This window comes from Alistipes montrealensis, assembly GCF_018362775.1.
In the GTDB taxonomy this organism is placed as follows: Bacteria; Bacteroidota; Bacteroidia; order Bacteroidales; family Rikenellaceae; genus Alistipes; species Alistipes montrealensis.
In genome coordinates, this window is the sequence record NZ_JAGYXY010000001.1 from 547,961 (window position 1) to 570,500 (window position 22,540).

Genomic DNA, 22,540 nt, shown 5'->3' on the forward strand with positions numbered 1-22,540 from the left:
TACCCCATGCGCTTAATTATCGAAAATACCCCGCAGCAGGTGGCCCAGTGGGCAGCCAACTACATCATCGCCCAGATCAAGAACAAGGAGCAGTATACCTCCTCCCCCTTCGTGCTGGGACTCCCGACGGGTTCGACCCCACTGGAAACCTACAAGGAACTGATCCGCCGCCATAAGACAGGCGAAGTGTCGTTCAAAAATGTCATCACGTTCAACATGGACGAGTATGTGGGCCTTCCCGAGGAGCACCCCGAGAGCTACCACTCGTTCATGTGGAACAACTTCTTCAAGCATATCGACATCAAGCCCGAGAACGTCAACATCCTCGACGGCAATGCCGAGGACCTGGTGAAGGAGTGTGCCGACTACGAGGCCCGCATCGTCGAGGCCGGAGGCATCGACCTCTTCATGGGCGGCGTAGGCGAAGACGGCCATATCGCGTTCAACGAACCGTTCTCGTCGCTCAACTCCCGCACACGCCTCAAGACCCTGACGCAGGACACCATCCAGGTCAACGCCCGTTTCTTCGGCGGCGACATCAACCTCGTGCCGAAAACCGCCCTGACGGTAGGCGTGGGCACGGTGCTGTCGGCCAAGAAGGTGCTGATTCTCGCCACAGGCCACAAGAAAGCCCGCGCAGTGCGCCACGGCGTCGAAGGTTCCTACAACCACCAGTGGACCATTTCGGCCCTGCAGGTGCATCCCAACGGAATCCTCGTGTGCGACGACCCGGCTGCCGAGGAGTTGCGCGTAGCCACCTACCGCTACTTCAAGGACATCGAACGGGAGAACCTGATCTCGAAATAAGCGCATTTTCGAATACGACGAATCCCGCAGGGCAAAAACCCTGCGGGATTTTTTTCGATGCCCCGAACCGGAAAACGGAACATCCGGCTGCATTTCAGGGCCTGATAATTTGTTAATTGCGGGAAAAATTTTATCTTTGTAAAGCATTGCTTATATGGTGAAATCGTGGGAGTATCGCTCAAAGACATAGCCTGCAAGCTCAATCTCTCGAAGACGACCGTCTCGTGGGTCCTCTCGGGTCAGGGTGCAAAGAAAGGAATCAGCGCGGAGACCCAGAACCGCGTATTCGCCTGCGCCCGCGAACTCGCCTACGAACCCAACCTGCTGGCCCGGAGCCTCAACACGGGCGCCTCGAAAACCATCGGGCTGATCCTGCCCTCGATCTCGGACACCTTCTTCGCGCACATCGCCGACCGGATCGAATCGGAGGCCGAAAAGGAGGGCTATTCGCTGATGATCGCGGGCTCAGGCTCCGAAGCCGAACGCGAAAACGCCCTGATACGCCTTTTCCGTTCGAAACAGGTCGATGGCATTATCATCGCCCCGGCAGACGCTTCGGGAGGCGAAATCGACAATCTCGTGGCGAGCAATTTCCCCGTGGTGCTGTTCGACCGCTGCCTTGCTAAAACAGAGGCCAGTTGCGTCGTTATCGACAACGAACTGAGCAGCTACGCGTTGGTCAGCCACCTGACCGCCCGGGGATTCCGCCGGATCGCCATCATCACGACCGTTCCTCACCTCCCGACCATGCAACTACGGCGCGAAGGCTACCTCCGGGCACTGGCGGAAGCAGGCCTTCCGGCCGATCCCCGCCTCTACGGGGAAGTCGCCTATGCCGGTTACCGGGAAAACACCCGCGACACGCTCGACCGCATCCTCCGCGCAGCGCCCGATACGGACGGCTTTTTCTTCACCACGCACATTCTCGCCACCGAAGCCCTGCGCTATTTCCACGACCGCAGCCTCAGCATCGACGACGGCAGCCGGGGACTCGCCTGCATGCACGCGGACCCGCTCTTCCGCCTGGCGGCTCCGCGAATGAACGTCGCCCGCTTCCCGGTCGAGGAGATCAGCGCGAACGCCGTGCGCCTGCTGCTGCGGCAAATCCGCGAAAGCCAATCGCCCGGCTCCGCCCGCCCGGCTCCCGAATCGGTGGTGCTGCCCTGCCGCATGGAATTCCGGGACGAATAGGCCGAATACGAAGAACCCGCAAGACTTGTCTGTCCTGCGGGTTCTCACCGGAAACCAATCTCTAAATAATCCGGTTCCCAATTATTCCTTAGCGGCCAATATGATCCTGTCGACAGCAAAATAGGCCGGAGCAAGTAATCCGAACTCATTTACCTCGTTCGAATCAGGCGAGAAGGTCAGGCAGTCCACTTCACCCAAAGCCGAAAGATCGACCATTTTCCAGTCCGACACTTTTTTCGCACCCTCGATCAGCGTACACTCCACACGACCGGTCTCATCCCCATTGAGCGAACCGGTAATTTTCACCTTATAATAATAGGAGGCGGCATCCACCTGCATCGGTTCGTAAGGGTACGTAATCGCAGTGTTGGCCATATAGAGGTAGCGCACCTGACGCGGCTCCACAAATTCGATCGTCGGAATTGCATAGCTTTCCGTATAACCGTCGAAAAAACCGATCATGCAGTTCGAAGAACCCTTTGCACCCTTATCTGCCCATACCATGAACTGATTCGCGTAATCAACGCTGGTTGCGGTTTTCCCATAATTGGCGGTGACCACGAAACCAGCCCAGTAATCCCCGTAACCGGTGTCAGCCGAAAAATGGGTCCCGAACCAGACATTCTGGTCCGAAGTCGAGCAAAGATACCCGTTATAAACGCCGCCTTCAGCCAATTCGTCGTAATAACCGCCCTTCGCCCAGAAAACATGATGGTGGTTACCTGCCGCAGAACCGCCGCTAACGGTAACATCACCGAGCTGCACGGGTTCGCCGTCGATAGCGAGCATGCCCTCTTCGGACTCAAACGAGATCACATCGTCAGTCTCGGGAGCGGGGCCGGGTTCAGGTTCGGTTACATGCACAGTGCAGGTTGCCGACACCGAACCGTATGTCGCCGAGATTTTGGCGGTTCCGGCAGCCACCGCCGTTACAAGGCCTGCCTCCGAAACCGACGCGACCGTCTTGTCGTCCGAGGCCCAGACCACTTTGTCGTCCGTATCGGCCGGCGTCGGCGTAGCGGAGAGTTGCAGGGTTTCGCCGACGACGAGGTCCTTTTCCGTGCAGTCCAGTACGACCGCAGTCGCCGGAACCCACGTCTTGTTGTCATCATCCGAACAGGCGGCCAAAGTAAAGGTCGCCAATGCCAAAAGCAAGAGTTTTTTCATCTTTCGTTTAATTTTAAGTATGTTCGTAAAAAATAAAAATCCGGTTCCGGAACCTCCCGGAATCGAACCTTTTTCACGCCCATACCCGCATTTCGATAATGAAATACAGAGACTTATGACGGTCCGTTCTCCGCAGACACATCCGAAAAAAAGATTCTTCCCCTCGGGAAGTCACAAGGCAGGTCTTCTGGCTCGTTCCTGCCGCAACGCCTTCCCGGTTCTGGAACCAGTGGCTTAAAGCGTGTTGCGGCAACTCTCGGAACTTACAGCAGCGGGAACTGCTGCCGATTTTCACGGCATTCCCTTTTAATCACACGGGGCCTTGCCCGGCCCTTTGTGAACCATTGCGGTGCAAATTTAGGAAATTAATTTATATCTTTGCCCCCGCAAACATATAATTCGTGAAAATTATGAAGCACGCATACGTATTCCCGGGCCAGGGAGCCCAGGCTGTCGGAATGGGTAAAGACCTCTACGACAACGTTCCCGCAGCAAAGGAACTCTTTGAGAAAGCCAATGAAATCCTCGGCTTCCGTATCACCGACATCATGTTCGCCGGTACGGACGAGCAGCTCAAGCAGACCAAAGTCACCCAGCCTGCCGTATTCCTCCACTCGGTCATCATGGCCAAGGCGCTGGGCGTAAAGCCCGACGCAGCAGCCGGACACTCGCTCGGCGAATTCTCGGCGCTCGTCGTTGCCGGAGCCCTTTCGTTCGAGGACGGCCTGAAGCTCGTTTCAAAGCGTGCAATGGCCATGCAGGCAGCTTGCGAGGCCCGGCCGGGCACGATGGCCGCTATTCTCGGCCTGGAGGACAGCGTGGTCGAGGAGATTTGCGCATCGACCGACGGAGTCGTCGTAGCCGCCAACTACAACTGCCCGGGCCAGTTGGTCATTTCGGGAGCCGTAGAGGCCGTAGAGGCTGCCTGCGAGAAGGCCAAGGCCGCCGGAGCACGCCGCGCGCTGCGCCTGCCCGTAGGCGGGGCATTCCACTCGCCGCTGATGGAGCCCGCCAAGCAGGAACTTGAAAAAGCGATTGCCGAGGCGCCGTTCCAGACCCCCGTATGCCCGATTTACCAGAACGTAGACGCCAAACCGTATACCGATCCCGTCGCCATCAAAGCGAACCTGATCGCCCAGTTGACGGCCCCCGTGCGCTGGACCTACATCGTGAAGAACATGCTGGCCGACGGTGTTACGGAATTCACCGAACTCGGTCCGGGTAATGTGCTCCAGGGCCTCATTCGTAAGGTAGACGCCAACGCAGTTGTGGAATCGAAATCGACTTTATAAAACAAAAAGTCGCGCTTAAAAAATAACGTCCTGAAAATCAGGGCGTTATTTTTTATTATCTCATTTTAAAACAAAATTTATTAAATTTTATTAATAACTTGTTGCATTTATTAAATATACTTATTATATTTGCAGAGTTAGTTAAAAATGAGACTGGAAGGATGACATCACTGACCGAGTTTTTCAACAAGCACGAAGACGATGCCCTGAAGGGCATTACGCACAAGAACAGCATTATCAAGCGCAACATTATTGCGCACATGGCCGTCAACGGCGAATGCACGCTCTCGGAGCTGACGAAGGAGCTTCACATCAGCGTTCCGACGATCACCAAGCTGGTCCAGGAACTGGTCGACGAGAACATCGTCACCGACCTGGGCAAGGTGGAGACCCCGGGCGGACGACGCCCCAACATCTTCGGCCTGGCCAACTCGGCCATCTATTTTGCCGGAGTGAACGTCGGCCGTGACAACATGCGGTTCATGATCACCGACCTGCAAAACAACATCATCAAGGAGGAGAACGATTTTACGTTCGAACTCCTGGACCGTCCGCAGTGCTTCGAGCGCATCTGCTCGGGAATCGAGAATTTCATCGGCACGTGCGGTATCGACCGCGGCAAGATTCTCGGACTGGGCGTCTGCATGTCGGGCCGTGTGAATCCCGAAACGGGGCGAAGCTATAAATATTTCACATCGAGCGAGCAATCGCTGCGCGACGTGCTCGAAGAGCGTGTCGGCATCCGCGTACTGCTCGAAAACGACACCCGGGCACGCTGCTACGCCGAGTACACCTGCGGCAAATCCAAAGACGAGAGCAACGTGCTCTACCTCCACATGGGCCGCGGCGTCGCCATCGGCATCGTAGTCGACGGACAGCTCTACTACGGCAAGAGCGGCTTCGCGGGCGAGTTCGGCCACATCCCCTTCTTCGACAACGAAATCATCTGCTCGTGCGGCAAGAAAGGCTGTCTCGAAACCGAGGTTTCGGGTATCGCCATCGAGGACAAGATGTGCCACCTGATTCAGAAAGGCGTGAACACCATCCTCAAAGAGAAATACGACCAGCAGAAAACCATCCACATCGACGACATCATCGCAGCGGCCAAGAACGACGACAACCTTTCGATCGAACTGATCGAGGAGGCCGGTGAGAAGGTCGGCAAAGCGGTGGCGTTCCTGATCAACACGTTCAATCCCGAGACCGTTATCGTGGGCGGTAACCTCGCGGCGGCGGGCGACTACATCATGCTGCCCCTCAAGTCGGCCACCAACAAGTATTCGCTCAACCTGGTGTACAAGGACACCAAGTTCCGCGTATCGAAGATGACCGAAAACGCCAACGCCTGGGGCGTAGCGATGCTTATCCGCAACAAGATCATCGGACTGTAATGAACATCGAAGGCCGCACCATACGGCTGCGGGCCGTAGAACCGGGAGACGCCGACCTGATGTACGAGTGGGAGAACGACTACGACATCTGGGCGGTCAGCGGCACGACGGAGCCTTTTTCGCACTACCAGATGCAGCGTTTCGTCGAGCGACACCAGAACATCATCGGGGTTCTCTGCGACGGACAGTTGCGGCTGATCGTCGAAACACTGCTGAGTGCCAAGCCGGTCGGGGCGATCGACCTGTTCGAATACGACCCGATCCATCGCCGGGCGGGCGTCGGCATCCTCATCTACGAGCAGAGCGACCGGGGCCGGGGCTACGCCTCCGACGCTTTGGAAACCCTCTGCCGTTATACGCACGACACGCTGCGCGTTCACCAGCTTTGGTGCAACGTCGGAGCCGACAACGAAGCGAGTCTGCGGCTGTTCCGCGGCGCGGGATTCATCGAAGTCGGCGTCAAACGCGATTGGATGTGGCGGCCCGACGGCTATCACGACGAGGTGATGCTGCAAAAAATACTGGACTAACACCCCTTATGTAAAAACCCCGGCGCTCGAAAGAGTGCCGGGGTTTTCGTTTCGGTTTGCCGGAGTTTACTCCAGCCGCCGCGAGCCGTCGGAGATCACCACGTCGTAGACCTTCGGTTCGTGGCCGTACTTCGCGTTGAACTTCTCTTTTGCCGTAGCGATGAACTTATCGTAGAGGGAGTCCTTCACCAGGTTGATCGTGCAGCCGCCGAAACCGCCGCCCATGATACGAGAACCCGTCACGCCGCACTCCTCGGCAACCGTAGCCAGGAAATCCAACTCCTCGCACGACACTTCGTAGTCCTTCGACATGCCCCAGTGGGTTTCGTACATGCGCTTGCCGACCGTTTCATAGTCGCCCTTCTCGAGCGCGTCGCACACATCCAGCACTCGTTTTTCCTCGCCGATCACATAACGCGCGCGCTTGTAATCCTCCTCCGAAATCTGGTCCTTGACGGCATCCAACTGTGCCATCGTAGCGCCGCGCAGGAACTCCTGGCCCAGCACCTTCGCAACGCGCTCGCACGAAGCACGGCGGTCGTTGTAAGGAGAACCTACCAGTTCGTGCTTCACGCGCGAATCCAGCAGCACCAGCTTATAGCCCTTCGGATCGAACGGGAAATAGGCATACTCCAGCGAACGGCAGTCCAGGCGGATCAGGTTGCCTTTCTTGCCGAATACCGAGGCGAACTGGTCCATGATGCCGCAGTTCACGCCGCAATAGTTGTGCTCGGTCGACTGGCCGATCTTGGCGAGTTCGAACTTGTCTATACCGCAGTTATAAAGGTCGTTGAGTGCAAAAGCGTAAGTCGACTCCAAAGCCGCGGACGACGACATGCCAGCGCCCAGCGGAACGTCGCCGGCAAATACCGTGTCGAAACCGCCGATCTTACCGCCGCGCTTCTGCACCTCACGGCACACGCCGAAAATATAACGAGCCCAGCTTTCGGCCGGTTTGTCCGCCTCGTTCAGCCCGAATTCCGAGCTTTCGCCCAGGTCAAGCGCATAGGCGCGAACTTTATCCGTGCCGTTGAGTTTGATCGCAGCGACGATGCCTTTGTCGACAGCGCCCGGGAAAACGAAGCCCCCGTTGTAGTCCGTGTGCTCACCGATCAGGTTGATGCGGCCCGGGGATGCGAACAGAATGGCGCCTTCACCGTAAAGTTCCGAAAATTTCTTGCTGACTTTTTCTTTCATTATCGAGAGGTTTTAAGTTATGATTAGCTGATAAATCATACGAAGATAGAAAAAAATCCGCTTATCGCCGCATTTTCCGCCCGAAAATTGCATATCCGAAACCAATAAAAACCCATATCAACAGGATGAAAGTAATAGTTTCGGCCGCCTTTCGACTTGTAAATCCGGAAATGTTTACTAACTTTGTAATGCTTTCGTTTCAGAAGCTACCAACTAACATTTCAAACGATATGACAAAAAACCTTATTCTGGCCGCCGCCATGTTGCTCGCAGGAGGCGCCGTTGTCGCACAACCCAAAGTAATTTCGCACCGCGGTTACTGGACTGCACCCGAATCGGCGCAAAACTCGATCGCCTCGTTCACCAAGGCTGACGCCATCGGCGTTTTCGGTTCGGAGATCGACGTATGGCTCACTGCCGACAACAAACTGATCGTCAACCACGACCGCGTTTACAAAGGCACGAATGTCGACATGGAGAAATCCACCGCCAAGGAGATCACGGCCATCAAGCTGCCCAACGGCGAAAACATTCCCACCTTCGACGCCTACCTCAAACTCGTGGCCTCGAAACCCAACACGCGCCTGATCCTCGAAATGAAATCTCTTTCGGATTACAACCGCGAGGACCTCGCAGCCGCGAAGATCGTCAAGCAGCTCAAAAAGTACGGCGTACTGGACCAGACGGATATCATCGCCTTCTCGATCAACGCCTGCATGGCTTTCAAGAAGCTTATTCCCGACACCAAAATCTACTACCTCAACGGCGACCTGGCCCCCAAGAGCATCAAGAAACTGGGACTGGCCGGCATCGACTACTCGATGAAAGTGCTCCGCAATAACCCCGAATGGGTGAAGCAGGCCCACGACCTGGGACTCGAAGTCAACGTCTGGACCGTGGACGAAGAGGAGGATATGAAATACTTCATCGACCTGGGTGTAGACTACATCACCACCGACTACCCCGAACGCCTGCAGGCTCTGCTGAAGAAATAAAGGCTTCGAATCATAAAAAAGAGCGGCAAAATAATTTGCGCTCTTTTTTATATTATAGGTATGTCTCAGACATCCACCACCGTCACCTCGATGCCGCGCTCACGCAGGCGGTCCAGGTAAAGTGGCTGCACGCCGCTGTCGGTGATGATGCGGTCCACCGCCTCCAGGTCGCAGATCTTGCTGAATCCGCGGCGGCCGAATTTCGAAGAGTCGGCCAACACCACGACCTTCTGCGCGGCATTGATCATCGCATCGTTCAGCGAGGCTTCCAGCATGTTGGTCGTCGTCAGTCCGAACTCGGTGTCGATGCCGTCTACACCGACGAACAGTTTGCTGCAGTTGAAGTTGCGCAGCATTGACTCGGCGAAGGGTCCTACGACCGACACCGAACTGCTGCGGGTGATACCGCCCAGTTGGAGGACATCCACATCGGCGTGCTGCGAAAGGATCTGGGTCACGGGGACTGCCGCCGTGATGACCGTCAGGTGGCCGATAGGCTTGATCTCGCGGGCCAGGAAAGCCATCGTCGTTCCCGAAGCAATGATGATCGAATCGTCCTGCGAGATGAGCGCAGCGGCAGCAGCACCGATGGCACGCTTCTCGGCCACATTCTTCTTCTCCTTCTCATTGACGTGACGGTCGCTGATATAGGGACTTATGAGGATGGCACTGCCATGGGTACGGTAGAGCTTCTTCTGCTGTTCGAGGTACGACAGGTCCTTGCGGATGGTCACTTCCGAAACCTTGAAGAGTTCGGAGAGTTGCGTCACCGAAATCGAACCGTTCTGCTGTAACAGCGCCAGAATGCGGCTGTGCCGCTCCGGAAGGCTCAAAAGGGGTTCTTCGCCTGATTTATTCATGCGCAATTTAAATTTTAGTGTTTAGAAGTACTAATATACGAAAATTATTCGGAATACACACATTTCACCGCGATAATTTTCCTTCCCGGAAGAAATAATCCAGACCATCAGAATATTTCAAAATAAAAGCTATTTTATTTTGAAATAGCCAAAATCATTTGTACTTTTGTTCCGAAACGAAATAAATCAACAAACAGATACTATGGAAAGAGCGTCACAAATCAAAAAATTGTCCGAGAAGGGCAAAATCTGGGACATGGTAGTCGTAGGCGGCGGTGCAACCGGACTCGGCGTTGCTGTCGATGCAGCCACACGCGGAATGAGCGTAGCGTGTCTGGAGAAAACCGACTTCGCAAAGTGCACGTCGAGCCGTTCGACCAAGCTCGTGCACGGCGGTGTACGCTACCTGCAGAAAGGCGACGTGATGCTGGTGCTCGAAGCGCTGCGCGAGCGCGGCCGCATGAAGGCCAACGCCCCGCACCTGGTGAAGGACCAGGCGTTCGTCATTTCGAACTACCGCTACTGGGACAATTTCCTCTACTTCTGCGGCCTTACCTTCTATGATATGCTTTCGTTCGGCTTCGGCTACGGACGTTCGAAATACATCTCCGCCAAGAAGGTGATGAAATACATTCCCACCTCGGTCGAAAAGGGACTCAAAGGCGGTGTCGTTTACCACGACGGCCAGTTCGACGACTCGCGTATGGCCATCAACCTCGCCCAGACCTGTGTCGAGAACGGAGGCACGGTCGTGAACGAGGCCACCGTGACAGCCATCGTACACGATGAGGCGGGCAAAGTCGCCGGCGTGAAGTTCGTCGACAACACCACCGGCGAAGAGTATACCCTCAAGGCGCGCAGCGTCGTGAACGCCGCCGGCTGCTTCGTCGACGACATCATGCACATGGACAGCCCCGACCACAGCAAGATGGTCACCCCGAGCCAGGGTGTACACATCGTCCTGGACATGAAATTCCTCCAGAGCGACTATGCGATCATGGTCCCCAAGACCTCGGACGGCCGCGTGCTGTTCGCCGTGCCCTGGCACGACAAAGTCGTCGTCGGAACCACCGACATCGTGCGTCCCACGCCCGAAGAGGAACCCCGCCCGCTGAAGGAGGAGATCGACTTCATCCTCGGCACGGCCAGCCTTTACATGAACCCGGCTCCCACCTATAAGGACATTCTTTCGGTATTCGCAGGCCAGCGCCCGCTGGCTGCACCCAAGAAAGAGGGCAAGAGCACGAAGGAGATTTCACGCAGCCACAAGATCATCACCTCGGACAACAACCTGGTAACGATCACCGGCGGCAAATGGACCTCCTACCGCCTGATGGCTGAGGACACCGTAGACAAGGCTATCGAGATCAACGGCCTTCCCAAGCGGAAATGCGTGACCAAGAAACTGCACATCCACGGCTACCGCAAGAACCCCGACCTGGCCGACCACATGTACGTTTACGGTTCGGACGAGCCGAAGATCCTGAACATGATCAAGGACAACCCGGCGCTGGGTGAAAAGCTTTCGCCGAAATACGGCTACACGCTGGCCGAGGTGGTTTGGGCCGTACGCGAAGAGATGGCCCTCTCGGTCGAGGACGTGCTGGCACGCCGCGTGCGACTGCTGTTCGTCGATGCCCGCGAAGCGATGGCCGCAGCCCCGAAAGTTGCCGAAACGATGGCACGCGAACTGGGACACGACCAAGCCTGGATCGACGCGCAGGTCGAAAGTTTCACCAATCTGGCAAAAAATTATATCTTTGCAGGAGACAAGTAGGCGCACCGGTTGCCTATCCTGAATAAAATGAAAACCGCCTAATCCCCGAAATCCGAATATCCCCGAAGCCCCGTCCCGACAAGGAGGGGCTTTGGGGTAAAGTCGGAGCCGCAGCAGCGGACACGGCGGAAAGGCCCTAAAACTATCAACCTAAATCTATGTGGAAATTGCTACAACCCCCTGCGTATAAACCGGAAATGGAGGCCGACAAAGTAGACGCGAAATACAAACGCATGCGCCTGCAAGTGTTCCTCGGCATCTTCATCGGGTATGCCGGATTCTACATCGTCCGAAAGAATTTCTCGATGGCGATTCCGGAGCTTACGCTCCTCGGCTTCGACCAGAGCGAACTGAGCATCGTTCTCTCGATGAACGCCATCGCCTATGCCCTGTCCAAATTCCTGATGGGAAGTGTCTCGGACCGCAGCAATGCGCGGGTGTTCCTGCCGCTGGGACTGGTGCTGGCCGCCGTGTCGATGATGTTCATGATCGTTCCGGTCACGCTGCTCGGCCCCGAGCACAAGCGGCTGGCCATCATCCTCATGGCAGTCCTCAACTTCCTGGTGGGCTGGTTCAACGGAATGGGCTGGCCTCCGTGCGGCCGCGTCATGACCCACTGGTTCTCGATCAAGGAACGCGGTACGAAGATGTCGATCTGGAACTGCGCCCACAACGTGGGCGGCGCGCTGGTAGGTCCGATGGCCGTCTACGGCGCCATCTGGTTCGGCTCCTGGTTCTACGGCAACCACTCGGAGTTCTACTTCCTGATAGGTACTTATCTCTTCCCGGCGGTCGTCGCCATCTTCGTCGCGATCCTGGCCTACGTGCTGATCCGCGACACACCGCAGTCGTGCAGCCTTCCGTCGGTGGAAAAATGGCGCAACGACTACCCGAAAAATTACAGCGCCAAGCAGGAAGAAGTGCTTTCGACCCGCGAAATTTTCTTCAAGTATGTCCTCAATAACAAACTGCTGTGGTTTATCGCCATTGCCAACGCTTTCGTCTATATGGTACGTTACGGATGCCTCGACTGGGCTCCGACCTACCTCCGGGATGCACAGGGTTATGACATCAAGCAGGCAGGCTGGGCTTACTTCGCGTATGAGTTCGCGGCCATTCCCGGCACGCTGATCTGCGGCTGGCTGAGCGACAAGGTATTCCACGGACGGCGCGCCATCCCTACGATTCTCTTCATGGCGATCGTCGCGGTATTCATTTTCCTCTACTGGCAGTTCTCGTCGAATTACGTCATCGTCACCATGTCGCTGATCGCCATCGGGTTCTTCATCTACGGCCCGGTAATGCTCATCGGCGTACAGGCTCTCGACCTGGCCCCGAAAAACGCTGCCGGAACGGCTGCCGGACTGACCGGATTCTTCGGCTACTTCCTCGGCACGGCTATCCTGGCAAATATCGTGATCGGCTCGGTGGCCGACGCGGCAGGCTGGGACTGGACGTTCATCCTGCTCATCGCAGCCTGCTTCCTCTCGATCGTCTTCATGGCGTTCACCTACAAGGACGAAAAGGAGATGCTCGGCCAAAAATAGCACGGCCGTCCGAAGCGACTCAACGGATTACGAAACCCCTTAACTCCCGGTTAAGGGGTTTTTCGCGTCCTCCGACCAACTGGTCGACAAGTGCATGGAAACGGGGCGAGTGGTTGTGGTGAACCGTGTGGCAGAGTTCATGGACGATCACATAGTCGCGCAGATGCTCCGGGAGCGTCATCAAAAAGAGGCTCAGCGAGATATGGTTCTGCCCCGAACAACTCCCCCACTTGGTGCGCGAGGCGCGGATAGTCAGTTTGGCGTATTTCAGTCCCGTCTGGGCGGCAATACGTTCGATACGCGCAGGGAGGTCGGCTTTGGCGGCGCGGCGCAACTCCTCGATGCGGGCCTTCGCTTCGGCAGGCGGCAACTGCTCAGGCAGCGCGGCGCGCTTGCGGGACAACCGTTCGCGTGCCGCCTCGATCCACCCGGCTTTCTGTTCGAGAAAAGCCAAAGCCCGCTTCTGCGACACTCCATAGGGGAATGACAGCCGCACGACGCCCGTCGCGCGTACGCTGATCGAAATCCGGCGGGCACGCAGCGTCTGCGAGAGCGTCACCTCGCCCAACCGGGGATGCACATAGACCGATGTCATCGCATCCAGAGGGAATGTACCGACAAGCGGGACAACGTCGCGAGCGAATCCCCGCGATCGATAGTCAACTGTTCGAACACGATCCGGCAATACTGGCTGCGGTAATCGAGCAGTTGCAGTGTCTGTTCGCTGCTCGGAACAGCGTCCTCCGCAGGCACGAACCCGCTTTTTTGCAACTGGGCGTTCAGCAGCTCCGTCCCCGGAATCTCCAGCACCGGCTGTTCTTCACCCAGCCAAAGACTCAATGTATCGTTATCGAAGCGATAACCACCCTCGTCCCAGTAATTGAAATTCGTATAATAACGCGAATAGCCTCCAATGGCTTCGAACGAAGCATTGGCAGGCAGCGAAATGCTGACGCTCCGGTCGGTATCGTACGAATAGGAGTATTCATAACCCCACTTCACATAATCGCGCATCCCGTCAGGGAAGATTGCGGCAAAATCGTCGAGGTCTTTCACGCCGAAACGGGCGAAAGCCACACTGTCGTGCCGGATGTAGTCGAGCGACTCGTAGAGACGATGGTATTCCCTCCTATGAACCGTATCGGCCAACGGCATCGGGGCCAGTACCAGCCGCCCTTCGGCATCGAGGCGGTCGAGCGACCGGGCGATCCGCTCCGCACGCAGCGACTGCGACCGCACGGCGACGCGCCCCGGTTCGAACACCGGGACATAAGCCAACGCCGCAAAACTCACCCACGCCGCAAGGCATACCCACAGGTAGCGGCCCGTGCGCTGCGACAGGAACAGCAGCACACAGAGGGTCATCAGAGAGCCGCATACCAGAAGGTAGACACGCGGTTCGGTCAGTCCGTATTCGTTCGTACGGCGTACCGCGCCGATCCAGAACAGCACCAGCACCGGCAGCGACACGAGGCTGAAACGGTCGAAAAACCAGTCGTACATCCGCTTTTCGGAGAGTTGCTGCAACGCCTTGACCGCGAGGGCCGTCATCGTGAACCCGAAAACCATGTAGGCCACGCCGCCCTCGGGCAGCGACCACGTAAAGAGGATTTTGGCCATGTAGAGGTAGAGGATCGCGGCATAGATCAGCAGCGCAGGCGTCACAATGTAGTTCAGCAATACTTCGAGAATGCGGCTGCCCCGGCATTCGGCGCCGCGCCAGCGATCGGCCATCATCAAAAAAAGCAGGGGTACACCAACCGTCTCGCAGATCGAAGCGGCCCAGACTGCTACATGCTCGATCCACTTGCCGTCAAGTCCGAAAATATAGGTCGTCGAATAGAGTATCGCATAGAAAAGCCCCAGTGCGACACCGACAAACACAAAGGCCAACAGTCCCGAGCGCAGCCAGATGATCGCCCCGCTGACGAAACGGTCGTTCCGTACCGCGCGAAGGCTCAGCAGGAGCAACAACGGCGCCAGGATGCCGACCGAAATAAAGTAAGGAGCGCTTTCCACCCAGGCTCCGAGCCCGCTCCAGAACGTCAGCGGCACAATCGGCGTCCAGCAAACCCAGTAGACCCGCCGCCAGGGGCCGCGACCCGCCAGGACGTTGAGCGCCAGCGCCAATGCAAAAAACAGCGGCACGAGGGCCAGTTTTTCGAACAGGTCGTTCCCGCTCCAATCCAGTTCGTAGGTCAGCAGACACCATACGCAGGCATAGAGCGCAAGGAGCATTTCGACCGGATACGACCGCACGACCCGCACAGCCCCTTCGCGGAGCCAATGCAGGTATAATTCCAATTTCGCTTTCATCGCTTTGTAAGAATCTATATGGTTATCGGATTCCGAAGGTTTCATTCGCGGCCTTTCGGCCCCTGTTCGCTGATCCGGGCTTCCAAAGGGTTACCCGATGCGCTGGCGAACCACCTCGAAAAGCATCACCGCGGCAGCAGCCGACACGTTCAGCGACTCGATATGTCCGATCAGCGGGATGGCCAGCTGCTCGTCGCAGAGTTTCAGCACCTCTTTCGAGATACCCGTATCCTCAGCGCCCATCACGATCACGGTAGGCTTGCGGAAATCGGCGTCGTAAAGCAGTTTACGGCTCTTTTCCGTAGCGCCGACGATCTGGTATCCTTCGGACTGCAACTGTTTGAGCGTATTGCGGACCGACCCCACACGGCACACCGGGATCGTCGTCAGCGCCCCGGCCGACGAACGGATCGCCTCGGCATTCACAGGAGCCGAATTTTTCAGCGGCGTGATCAGCCCGTGTACCCCGGCACACTCGGCCGAACGGGCGATAGCTCCGAAATTGCGAACGTCGGTCACCCCGTCGAACAACACGATGAGCGGTGTCTCGTCCTCGGGCACGCGTTCCAGAATGTCCTCCAACTGGACATACTCAATGGCCGCCGTCTGCGCCACGACTCCCTGGTGGTTGCCGCGTGTCAGGCGGTTGAGTTTTTCGACCGGAACCTCCTGGTAACGGAGGCGGTGGCGCATGCAAAGGTCTTTCAGCTCCTGCATCAGCTGCCCTTCGGCCCCTTTGCGGACGTAGAGTTTCTCGATCTGGCGTCCAGCCTCGATGGCTTCGGCCACGGGACGAATCCCGAAAATAAGGTTTGTATCCATCGTTGTATATTTGAATTTTAGGGTTCGAATGTCTCGACCTTCACACTGTCGAAAATACGAAGAAAGTCGTCCTTGTAACTAAAAAAATCAATATCGCCGTTCTTTCCCAGCCGGTTGTGGATTTTGTGATTGATATAGTTACTCAAAGTCGTGAACAAAAGTTCGCGGGGATCATTCCGATCCACAACCCAGTCGACGGACGAAAATGTCGACTCCAACTCCTGCGCGTCATAAACAAGGCTGTAGCGGACCACCCTCTCTGCATACTCGGCCGCGGCAATCTCTTTTTTCAGCCGGCGCACAGCCTCCCGGTCCACCCCGTCATTTCGGAGAATATCCGCACACCGGATCAGCACCGAATCCGTTTCGCTGCAATCGCAGAGAAAAGCCGGATCGCGTTTTGCCATGTAAACGATCCACTGACGCTCCAACTCCTGTTCCCACCACTCCTCATGCAGGCGCCGCATCGAGGGCCATGGTTCGGAATCAGGCCATTCGACAGACCGCACGCTGTCGAGTATAATCGCACGGCCGCCGTCGATACATGCCGGGCTGAGGTCCGGATCGTATTCTTCATAGGACGGTCCCCTGGTTCCCTGAATAACATCCCGGATATATTCCAACGCCTTTTTGTTCCGTGTCCCCTCGGCGAAATAGCAGGTGTACCAGTCACATCCTTCGGATAATTCGATCGAATCCAGGCGAGGTTGGGCGGCAGTTCGTGCCAGGCCGTCCGCCTCGTCCGCACAGGTGATTTCAGCCGCAGAACCCGCGGCACAAGCCGTTTCCGCAGCGGAAGTCTCCTGTTGCGGAGGGCTCTGCACACCGGACGGACATCCCGTGCAGAGGGCGGCGACGCCTGATAACAGCAAAAAAATCAATCCTTTCATACAATGTCGTGGTTTGTGAAAAGTACGGTATGCCGGGAATCACTCGTTTTCGACGATTTCCAGTTCATACGAAGCCTTCTCCCACTCGTGCATCAGGTGTTCGTAGCGGGCTTTCAGGTCGTTGTAAGCCTTGTAGTCGGCTTCGTTGTATTCGACCGCGGCGGCAAACCGGGCATCGTACTCCGCAATCTGCTTCTCGACGGCCCCCAGATCGGCCTCCACAGCCTCCACGGCCTTCCTGAGCTTGCGAAGCTGCTTCTCCTGCTCTTTTTTCTGCTCGTAGGAGAGTTTGCCCGATGCGACCGGTTCTTCGCCCTTCGGAGCCGCAGTTTTGGCGGGAACGTCCTTTCGTTCGATCTCCTGCAACGACTCCAGCTTGCGCTTTTCGAGGAAGTAATAAATGCCGCCCAGGTACTCCTTCACCCCGCCGTCGCGGAACTCGTAGACCTTCTGCACCATACCGTCGAGAAATTCGCGGTCGTGCGATACGATAACCACCGTACCGTCGTATTTCATGATGGCGTTCTTGAGGATATCCTTCGAACGCATGTCCATGTGGTTCGTCGGCTCGTCGAGCACCAGCAGGTTCCGCGGCTCCAGCATCATGCGGGCCATCGACAGACGCGCCCGTTCGCCGCCCGAGAGGACTTTGACCTTCTTATCGATGTCCTCCCCGCGAAACAGGAATGCACCCAGAATATCGCGCAAACGGGTCCGGATGTCGCCCACAGCTACGCGGTCCAACGTATCGTAAACCGTAAATTCGCCGTCCATCAGGTCGTCCTGATTCTGGGCGTAGTAACCGATATTGACATTCGCCCCGAGGCGGACCGACCCTTCGGTCGGCGCCAGTTGCCCGACCAGCATGCGCGCAAGGGTCGTCTTGCCTTCGCCGTTGCGGCCCACCAATGCAATTTTGTCGCCCTTTTCGATCACGAAATTCGCGCCGCTGAAGACGTGCTTCGCGCCGAACGACATCCCGACCTCGTTGATCTCGGCCACAATCTGGCCCGAACGGGGCGCAGGCGGGAACTTGATATTGAGCGTCGCCAAATCCTCCTCTTCGATTTCGAGGCGGTCCAGCCGCTCCAACTGCTTGATGCGCGACTGCACCTGGTTCGACTTGGTGGGCTTGTAGCGGAACTTCTCGATGAACTCCTCGGTTTTCTCGATCATCCGCTGCTGGTTTTCGTAGGCCGCCATCTGCTGCGCCCGGCGCTCGGCGCGCAGGACGACATATTTCGAGTAGGAAACCTTATAGTCGGTGATCTTACCCAACGACAACTCCACCGTGCGGTTGGTCACGTTATCCAGGAAAGCACGGTCGTGCGAGATGAGCAGCACCGCGCCGTTGTAATTCTTCAGATACTCCTCCAGCCACTGGATCGACTCGATGTCGAGGTGGTTCGTCGGCTCGTCGAGCAGAAAGATCGACGGACGCCGCAACAGCAGTTTCGCCAACTCGATACGCATGCGCCAACCGCCCGAAAACTCGCTCGTGGCGCGTCCGAAATCCGACCGTTTGAATCCGAGGCCCAACAAGGTCTTTTCGATGTCCGCGTCGCGGGTCTCACCGCCGAGGATATGGTAATGATCCTGCGCATCGTTCAGCCGGTGCAGGAGCTGCTCGTATTCGGGACTTTCATAATCGGTGCGCTCGGCGATCTCACGCGTCAGGGCCGCAATCTCGGCCTCCAGCCGGAGCACTTCCTCGAAGGCCTTGGCGGTCTCCTCCACGAGCGTCGTGGTATCCGCAACGCGCATCGTCTGCGGCAGGTAACCGATCGTGCAGTCGCCGTTGGGCGTCACGGTTCCCGACGTGGGCTGCTGCTCGCCCATGATGATGCGCAGCAGCGTGGTTTTGCCCGCGCCGTTCTTACCCACCAGACCGATGCGGTCCTTCGGATTGATCAGCAGCGAAATATTGTCGAAGAGGGTCCAGCCCCCATAACTTACGGTAAGGTTATCGAGTGAAATCATAACGAATCTAAAATCACGGCAAAGTTAGCGATTTAATCCGACATATCGTATCTTTGCGACCTGAAACAGATCCCTGTTATGGAAAAGTTGGAGCGCTACCTGCGGTTCATCCGCGAAGCCGAACGGCTGAAAAACACCCTGCGTTCGGCCCACACTTCGGACGGACGCCACGAGAGCACCGCCGAACATACGTGGCGGCTGGCCCTGCTGGCCCTTGTCCTTGCGGACGAGAAACCGGAACTCGACCTTTCGAAGGTGCTGTCGATGTGTCTGGTCCACGACCTCGGAGAGGCCTATGAAGGGGATATTCCGGCCGTCGTACAATGCGATCCCGCCGCCAAAGCCACGGCGGAACAGTCGGCCGTGGACCGCCTGAGCGTCCTGCTGCCCGACGCCGCAGGAATCCGCATCCGGGAAATATGGGAAGAGTACGAAGCGTGCACCACACCCGAAGCCCGCTGGGTCAAGGCGCTCGACAAGGCCGAGACTATCCTCCAGCACAACCAGGGTGCGAACCCCGCCGGATTCGACTACGAGTTCAACCTAAGCTACGGCGCGGAATGGTTCCGCGACGACGACCTGCTATGCAAACTGCGCCGCCTGCTCGATGCAGAAACGGCGCAGCATGTCGAACGCTAAACGTCTTATTTTCCAGGAACAAACTCTTCGGCACGGCTCCGGACGAACCCGGCAAGAAGCGCCTGGAACCGGTTCTTCTCCACTGCCGCGTAATAGGCCGCATCGAAGCGGTCGAACAACTTCTCTTTATAACTGGCCGAGAAGCCCTTCATCGTCCCGTCCCACAACTCCGCAAGCCGCTCCCGACTGGCGTCATAACAGTCGTTAGCCTGCCGGACGATCTCCGCCAGGTCCGCGGCTCCGGTCCTGCCAAACGCCTGCTCGGCTCTGCGGCCCTCGTCGCCCATATTGTAATAATACTGGTTGAACCCGCCGTTGCGCACCTCGCCGTCGAGCATCACCATGCTGACGAAATCGCGCTGCGCGTCGTTCGCCTCCTCCGCATCGGGAAGGCTGTAAAGCACCCGTCTGTACAACTTTTTGGGAGGCAGCGTCCCGATCTCTTCCCGTGTCAGGGCGGAGCTGCCGCCCCCGAAAAAACTTTTCAGGAACCCGAACATGACCGTCAGGCGCTGAGTATCTTCACGATTTCGGCCTGCGGGTCCGCAGCGCCGAAAACGGCATTGCCGGCCACCAGCACATCGGCCCCGGCCCCGTAAACCTCACCGGCATTGTGCGACGAGAGGCCGCCGTCGACCTCGATAATCGTTTCGAGACCCATTTCGCGGGCCATGGCGCGCAGTTCCCGTATCTTCCCGAGCGACCCCGGAATGAACGACTGTCCGCCGAATCCCGGCTCGACGCTCATCACCAGCACAAGGTCCACGAGCGGCAGCACGCCGCGCAAGGCCTCGACCGGCGTCGCGGGCTTGATCGAAATGCCCGCCTTGGCCCCGGCCTGGCGGATCATCGCAACGCATCCCGCGGGATCATCCGTCGCCTCGAGGTGGAAAGTCACCAGGTCGGCGCCCGCCTCGGCGAAGCGTGCAACGTATTTCTCCGGCTCGACGATCATCAGGTGCACATCGAGGAACTTCGGAGTGACCTTGCGAATGGCTTTCAGCACCGGGAAGCCGAACGAAATATTGGGGACGAAAACACCGTCCATCACGTCGATATGAACCCATTCGGCCGCACTGGCGTCGACCATCCGGGTATCGCGCTCCAAATGGCCGAAGTCGGCCGAGAGCATTGAAGGAGCTACTATTCTGTTCATTGTGCAGTTCTCTTTTTCCTACCTACAAAGATAGGCATTTTTCGCGGAATCCCGCATATCCGGACGGGGTTTCAACACACAATCCGCTCGTACGGGCCCCTGCTCCGGCGACCCGTCAGTGTTTTCCGCAGCCGAGACTGGCGATCTTCCGGCGGATCGCCAACCCGTTCAGCAGCGAAAGCAGCAGTGCAAGTCCGATGCCGCACAGCAGCGTGACGCCCATGCCTGCCGGGCGATACCCCTCCTGCAACGCCTCCAGCGACGGCAGGTAACTCAAACGCACCAGCCACACGGCCAGCAACGCGGCGAACAGCACTCCGAAATTCAGCCCGAACGTCAGCGTCCGGTAAGGCTTCGCCACACGCGCCGGGGCATATCCCAGCAACAGCAGGGTTTCGAGTTTGTCGCTGTTTTTCTGCAAGAGCAGGAAAATGCTCAGCAGCAGGATGTAGAACGACATCGCGCTGAACGCCAGCCCCACCCCGGCCACGCCGCTTGCCGCGAGTTGCAAAAAACGGGTCGCCTTGCCGTCGTCGCGGCGGTCGCCCTCAGCCTCGTACCCCTTGCGGGCGAGATAATCCGAGATGGCGGCATCGACCGGACGGTCGGTTTCGACAATGACCCGCGCCGGAAGTTTTTTCCCGGCCCCCGTTCCGAACCGTTCGTTCGACCAGCGGATGAACGCATCGGGCACGAGGATCGTATTCAGGCGGTTCGACAGCCCGACGATACGGCCCCGGAACTGCTCCGCGCGACCGTTCCCGGCAATGTCGATACCGAGGCTTACCCGGCGGAAGATACCTTCCGAAATCTGCGGCAACCCCTGCGACCGGGCAAAACCATAGTTATAGAGGTTCACATAGTTTCGCGGAATGATGATGGGAATATCCCGGCTGCCGGGCTCATAGTTCCATTCGGCGGGCTCCACGTCGAGAAACCGGTCGGGAACCGATTCGAAAAACAGGTAGGTCGAAAGGTTGATGCCTCCCACACCGACCGACCCCGTTATCCGGTAATCCGCCGCAGTCAGCGCCCCGACCTCCCGGACAAACGACTGTGCCCTAAGGTCGTCCACTTCTTCTGCCGTAAAATCGCTGTTACCCAATCCGAGCGTATTGAACGCACTGACACGCTTCGAAAGCACCAGGTAGTCGCCGCGCAGGAACGAATCGGGCTGGTCCAGAATCGGCACGATATCGCGGTAAGCCTGCAAGGCCCCCAGCACGACGGTCATCCCCACCAGCCCGGCGAGGGCGAAACCGACCATTTGGGCCGTACTCAGATGACAGCGGAGCAGTTTCCAGAGCAGTCTCATAACGTCAGGATTTTATGGTACGGCAGCCCGAGCCGACTGCCGACCGAGGTTACGATTACACCCGCACCCCGGGCCTGCACCTCCTCCAGCAGCAAGCCGGCGAGTATCTTGCCGTTTGCAGCATCGAGATGGCTCACGGGTTCATCGAGCAGGATGAAATCGAACGGCTGGCACAAACAGCGCACGAATGCGACGCGCTGCTGCTGCCCGAAGGAGAGTTTCCCGGCAGGCGTATCCTTCTTATCGGCAATCCCGGCCGTTTCGAGCAGGCGTCCGATCTGTTCGGGTGTCTTAAACGAAGTCAGCTCGTTTTTCAGGCCGAGGTTCTCGGACACGGTCAACTCCCCGAACAATCGCAGGTCCTGGAAAAGCAGGCTCAGCGACCGCCTCCGCAGGTCGCCCCACCGGGCTGCGGAAAAGGCCCGGCAATCCGCATCGCCGAACAAGATACGGCCCGCATAATCGTTCCGCGAACCGTACAGGAAACTGCACAGCGAAGATTTTCCGGTTCCCGAAGCGGCTTCGACCAGATAATACTCCCCCTTGCGGAACGTCACATCGCGTCCCCACACGTCCGACTCCCGGGAAACCGGATCGTCCGCAAACGCATCGGGCACTACCTGCTGCAAAGTTATCGACTCCATAAACTCTATATTTCGAAGAAGCGG

21 protein-coding genes and 1 riboswitch are annotated in these 22,540 nt (G+C 57.5%); of the genes, 9 read left to right on the plus strand and 12 right to left on the minus strand.

Translation table 11 applies throughout. The annotated features are described in order from the left end of the window. Positions 1–6: 6 nt before the first annotated feature. Both nagB and KG007_RS02135 read left to right on the plus strand, forming a co-directional pair. Entirely contained in the window at positions 7–807 is an 801-nt protein-coding gene (gene nagB, locus KG007_RS02130; RefSeq protein ID WP_195458359.1) for a glucosamine-6-phosphate deaminase, read from the plus strand. Positions 808–972: 165 nt separating this feature from the next. Next, a complete protein-coding gene (locus KG007_RS02135) occupies positions 973–1,998 on the plus strand; it encodes a LacI family DNA-binding transcriptional regulator (RefSeq protein ID WP_213347192.1) in 1,026 nt (341 codons plus the stop codon). Positions 1,999–2,079: 81 nt separating this feature from the next. Here KG007_RS02135 and KG007_RS02140 read toward each other — a convergent pair whose 3' ends face one another. Then, positions 2,080–3,165 carry a DUF4465 domain-containing protein gene (locus KG007_RS02140; RefSeq protein WP_213347193.1) on the minus strand — a complete coding sequence of 362 codons (1,086 nt, stop codon included), beginning with the start codon at positions 3,163–3,165 and terminating at the stop codon, positions 2,080–2,082. Positions 3,166–3,325: 160 nt separating this feature from the next. Next, positions 3,326–3,526, minus strand: a riboswitch (cobalamin riboswitch). Positions 3,527–3,575: 49 nt separating this feature from the next. Between KG007_RS02140 and fabD the strand changes: the two genes are divergently transcribed. The 3 genes from fabD to KG007_RS02155 all read left to right on the plus strand — a co-directional run bounded on the left by fabD (position 3,576) and on the right by KG007_RS02155 (position 6,378). Then, the gene (gene fabD / locus KG007_RS02145; RefSeq protein ID WP_213347194.1) at positions 3,576–4,457 is read left to right on the plus strand and encodes an ACP S-malonyltransferase; all 882 of its coding nucleotides are present in this window, start codon (positions 3,576–3,578) and stop codon (positions 4,455–4,457) included. Between the two features lie 161 nt (positions 4,458–4,618). Further along, entirely contained in the window at positions 4,619–5,848 is a 1,230-nt protein-coding gene (locus KG007_RS02150; protein WP_195458364.1) for an ROK family transcriptional regulator, read from the plus strand. Continuing rightward, positions 5,848–6,378 (plus strand): GNAT family N-acetyltransferase, encoded by a 531-nt coding sequence (locus KG007_RS02155; protein WP_213347195.1) that lies wholly within the window; start codon positions 5,848–5,850, stop codon positions 6,376–6,378. The genes KG007_RS02150 and KG007_RS02155 overlap by 1 nt, the downstream gene beginning before the upstream one ends. A gap of 66 nt (positions 6,379–6,444) precedes the next feature. On the opposite strand, the gene galK is transcribed toward KG007_RS02155, so the two are convergent. Continuing rightward, complete coding sequence (galK, locus tag KG007_RS02160; protein WP_195458367.1) at positions 6,445–7,575, minus strand: galactokinase; 1,131 nt, start codon at positions 7,573–7,575, stop codon at positions 6,445–6,447. A 230-nt stretch (positions 7,576–7,805) separates the two neighbouring features. On the opposite strand from galK, the gene KG007_RS02165 reads away from it, so the two are divergent. Beyond that, on the plus strand, positions 7,806–8,570 hold the full coding sequence (locus KG007_RS02165; protein ID WP_195458368.1) for a glycerophosphodiester phosphodiesterase family protein: 765 nt from the start codon (positions 7,806–7,808) through the stop codon (positions 8,568–8,570). Between the two features lie 65 nt (positions 8,571–8,635). On the opposite strand, the gene KG007_RS02170 is transcribed toward KG007_RS02165, so the two are convergent. Next, positions 8,636–9,430 (minus strand): DeoR/GlpR family DNA-binding transcription regulator, encoded by a 795-nt coding sequence (locus tag KG007_RS02170; protein ID WP_195458369.1) that lies wholly within the window; start codon positions 9,428–9,430, stop codon positions 8,636–8,638. 202 nt (positions 9,431–9,632) lie between these two features. Here KG007_RS02170 and KG007_RS02175 point away from each other — a divergent pair, with 202 nt between their 5' ends. Both KG007_RS02175 and pgtP read left to right on the plus strand, forming a co-directional pair. Continuing rightward, a complete protein-coding gene (locus KG007_RS02175) occupies positions 9,633–11,207 on the plus strand; it encodes a glycerol-3-phosphate dehydrogenase/oxidase (protein ID WP_195458370.1) in 1,575 nt (524 codons plus the stop codon). A 158-nt stretch (positions 11,208–11,365) separates the two neighbouring features. Next, positions 11,366–12,754: a phosphoglycerate transporter protein PgtP gene (pgtP, locus tag KG007_RS02180; RefSeq protein ID WP_195458371.1), complete on the plus strand. Its 1,389-nt coding sequence runs from the start codon at positions 11,366–11,368 to the stop codon at positions 12,752–12,754. Positions 12,755–12,773: 19 nt separating this feature from the next. Here the strand turns inward: pgtP and KG007_RS02185 are convergent, their stop codons facing one another. The 5 genes from KG007_RS02185 to abc-f all read right to left on the minus strand — a co-directional run bounded on the left by KG007_RS02185 (position 12,774) and on the right by abc-f (position 18,762). Then, entirely contained in the window at positions 12,774–13,349 is a 576-nt protein-coding gene (locus KG007_RS02185; protein ID WP_213347196.1) for a M48 family metallopeptidase, read from the minus strand. Further along, a complete protein-coding gene (locus tag KG007_RS02190; RefSeq protein WP_213347197.1) occupies positions 13,346–15,070 on the minus strand; it encodes a DUF4153 domain-containing protein in 1,725 nt (574 codons plus the stop codon). The genes KG007_RS02185 and KG007_RS02190 overlap by 4 nt, the downstream gene beginning before the upstream one ends. Positions 15,071–15,160: 90 nt before the next feature. Further along, positions 15,161–15,892 carry a 23S rRNA (guanosine(2251)-2'-O)-methyltransferase RlmB gene (gene rlmB, locus KG007_RS02195; protein WP_213347198.1) on the minus strand — a complete coding sequence of 244 codons (732 nt, stop codon included), beginning with the start codon at positions 15,890–15,892 and terminating at the stop codon, positions 15,161–15,163. 17 nt (positions 15,893–15,909) lie between these two features. Then, complete coding sequence (locus KG007_RS02200) at positions 15,910–16,782, minus strand: hypothetical protein (RefSeq protein ID WP_213347199.1); 873 nt, start codon at positions 16,780–16,782, stop codon at positions 15,910–15,912. 39 nt (positions 16,783–16,821) lie between these two features. Further along, entirely contained in the window at positions 16,822–18,762 is a 1,941-nt protein-coding gene (gene abc-f, locus KG007_RS02205; protein ID WP_213347200.1) for a ribosomal protection-like ABC-F family protein, read from the minus strand. Positions 18,763–18,840: 78 nt separating this feature from the next. On the opposite strand from abc-f, the gene KG007_RS02210 reads away from it, so the two are divergent. Further along, a complete protein-coding gene (locus KG007_RS02210) occupies positions 18,841–19,401 on the plus strand; it encodes an HD domain-containing protein (protein ID WP_213347201.1) in 561 nt (186 codons plus the stop codon). 5 nt (positions 19,402–19,406) lie between these two features. Here KG007_RS02210 and KG007_RS02215 read toward each other — a convergent pair whose 3' ends face one another. The 4 genes from KG007_RS02215 to KG007_RS02230 all read right to left on the minus strand — a co-directional run bounded on the left by KG007_RS02215 (position 19,407) and on the right by KG007_RS02230 (position 22,516). Next, positions 19,407–19,901 (minus strand): DMP19 family protein, encoded by a 495-nt coding sequence (locus KG007_RS02215; RefSeq protein ID WP_213347202.1) that lies wholly within the window; start codon positions 19,899–19,901, stop codon positions 19,407–19,409. Between the two features lie 5 nt (positions 19,902–19,906). Continuing rightward, positions 19,907–20,557, minus strand: coding sequence for a ribulose-phosphate 3-epimerase (gene rpe / locus KG007_RS02220; protein ID WP_213347203.1), 651 nt, complete (start codon positions 20,555–20,557; stop codon positions 19,907–19,909). Positions 20,558–20,672: 115 nt separating this feature from the next. Continuing rightward, the gene (locus KG007_RS02225) at positions 20,673–21,872 is read right to left on the minus strand and encodes an ABC transporter permease (RefSeq protein ID WP_213347204.1); all 1,200 of its coding nucleotides are present in this window, start codon (positions 21,870–21,872) and stop codon (positions 20,673–20,675) included. Beyond that, positions 21,869–22,516 carry an ATP-binding cassette domain-containing protein gene (locus tag KG007_RS02230; protein ID WP_213347205.1) on the minus strand — a complete coding sequence of 216 codons (648 nt, stop codon included), beginning with the start codon at positions 22,514–22,516 and terminating at the stop codon, positions 21,869–21,871. Before KG007_RS02230 ends, KG007_RS02225 begins: the two co-directional genes overlap by 4 nt. Positions 22,517–22,540: the final 24 nt, after the last annotated feature.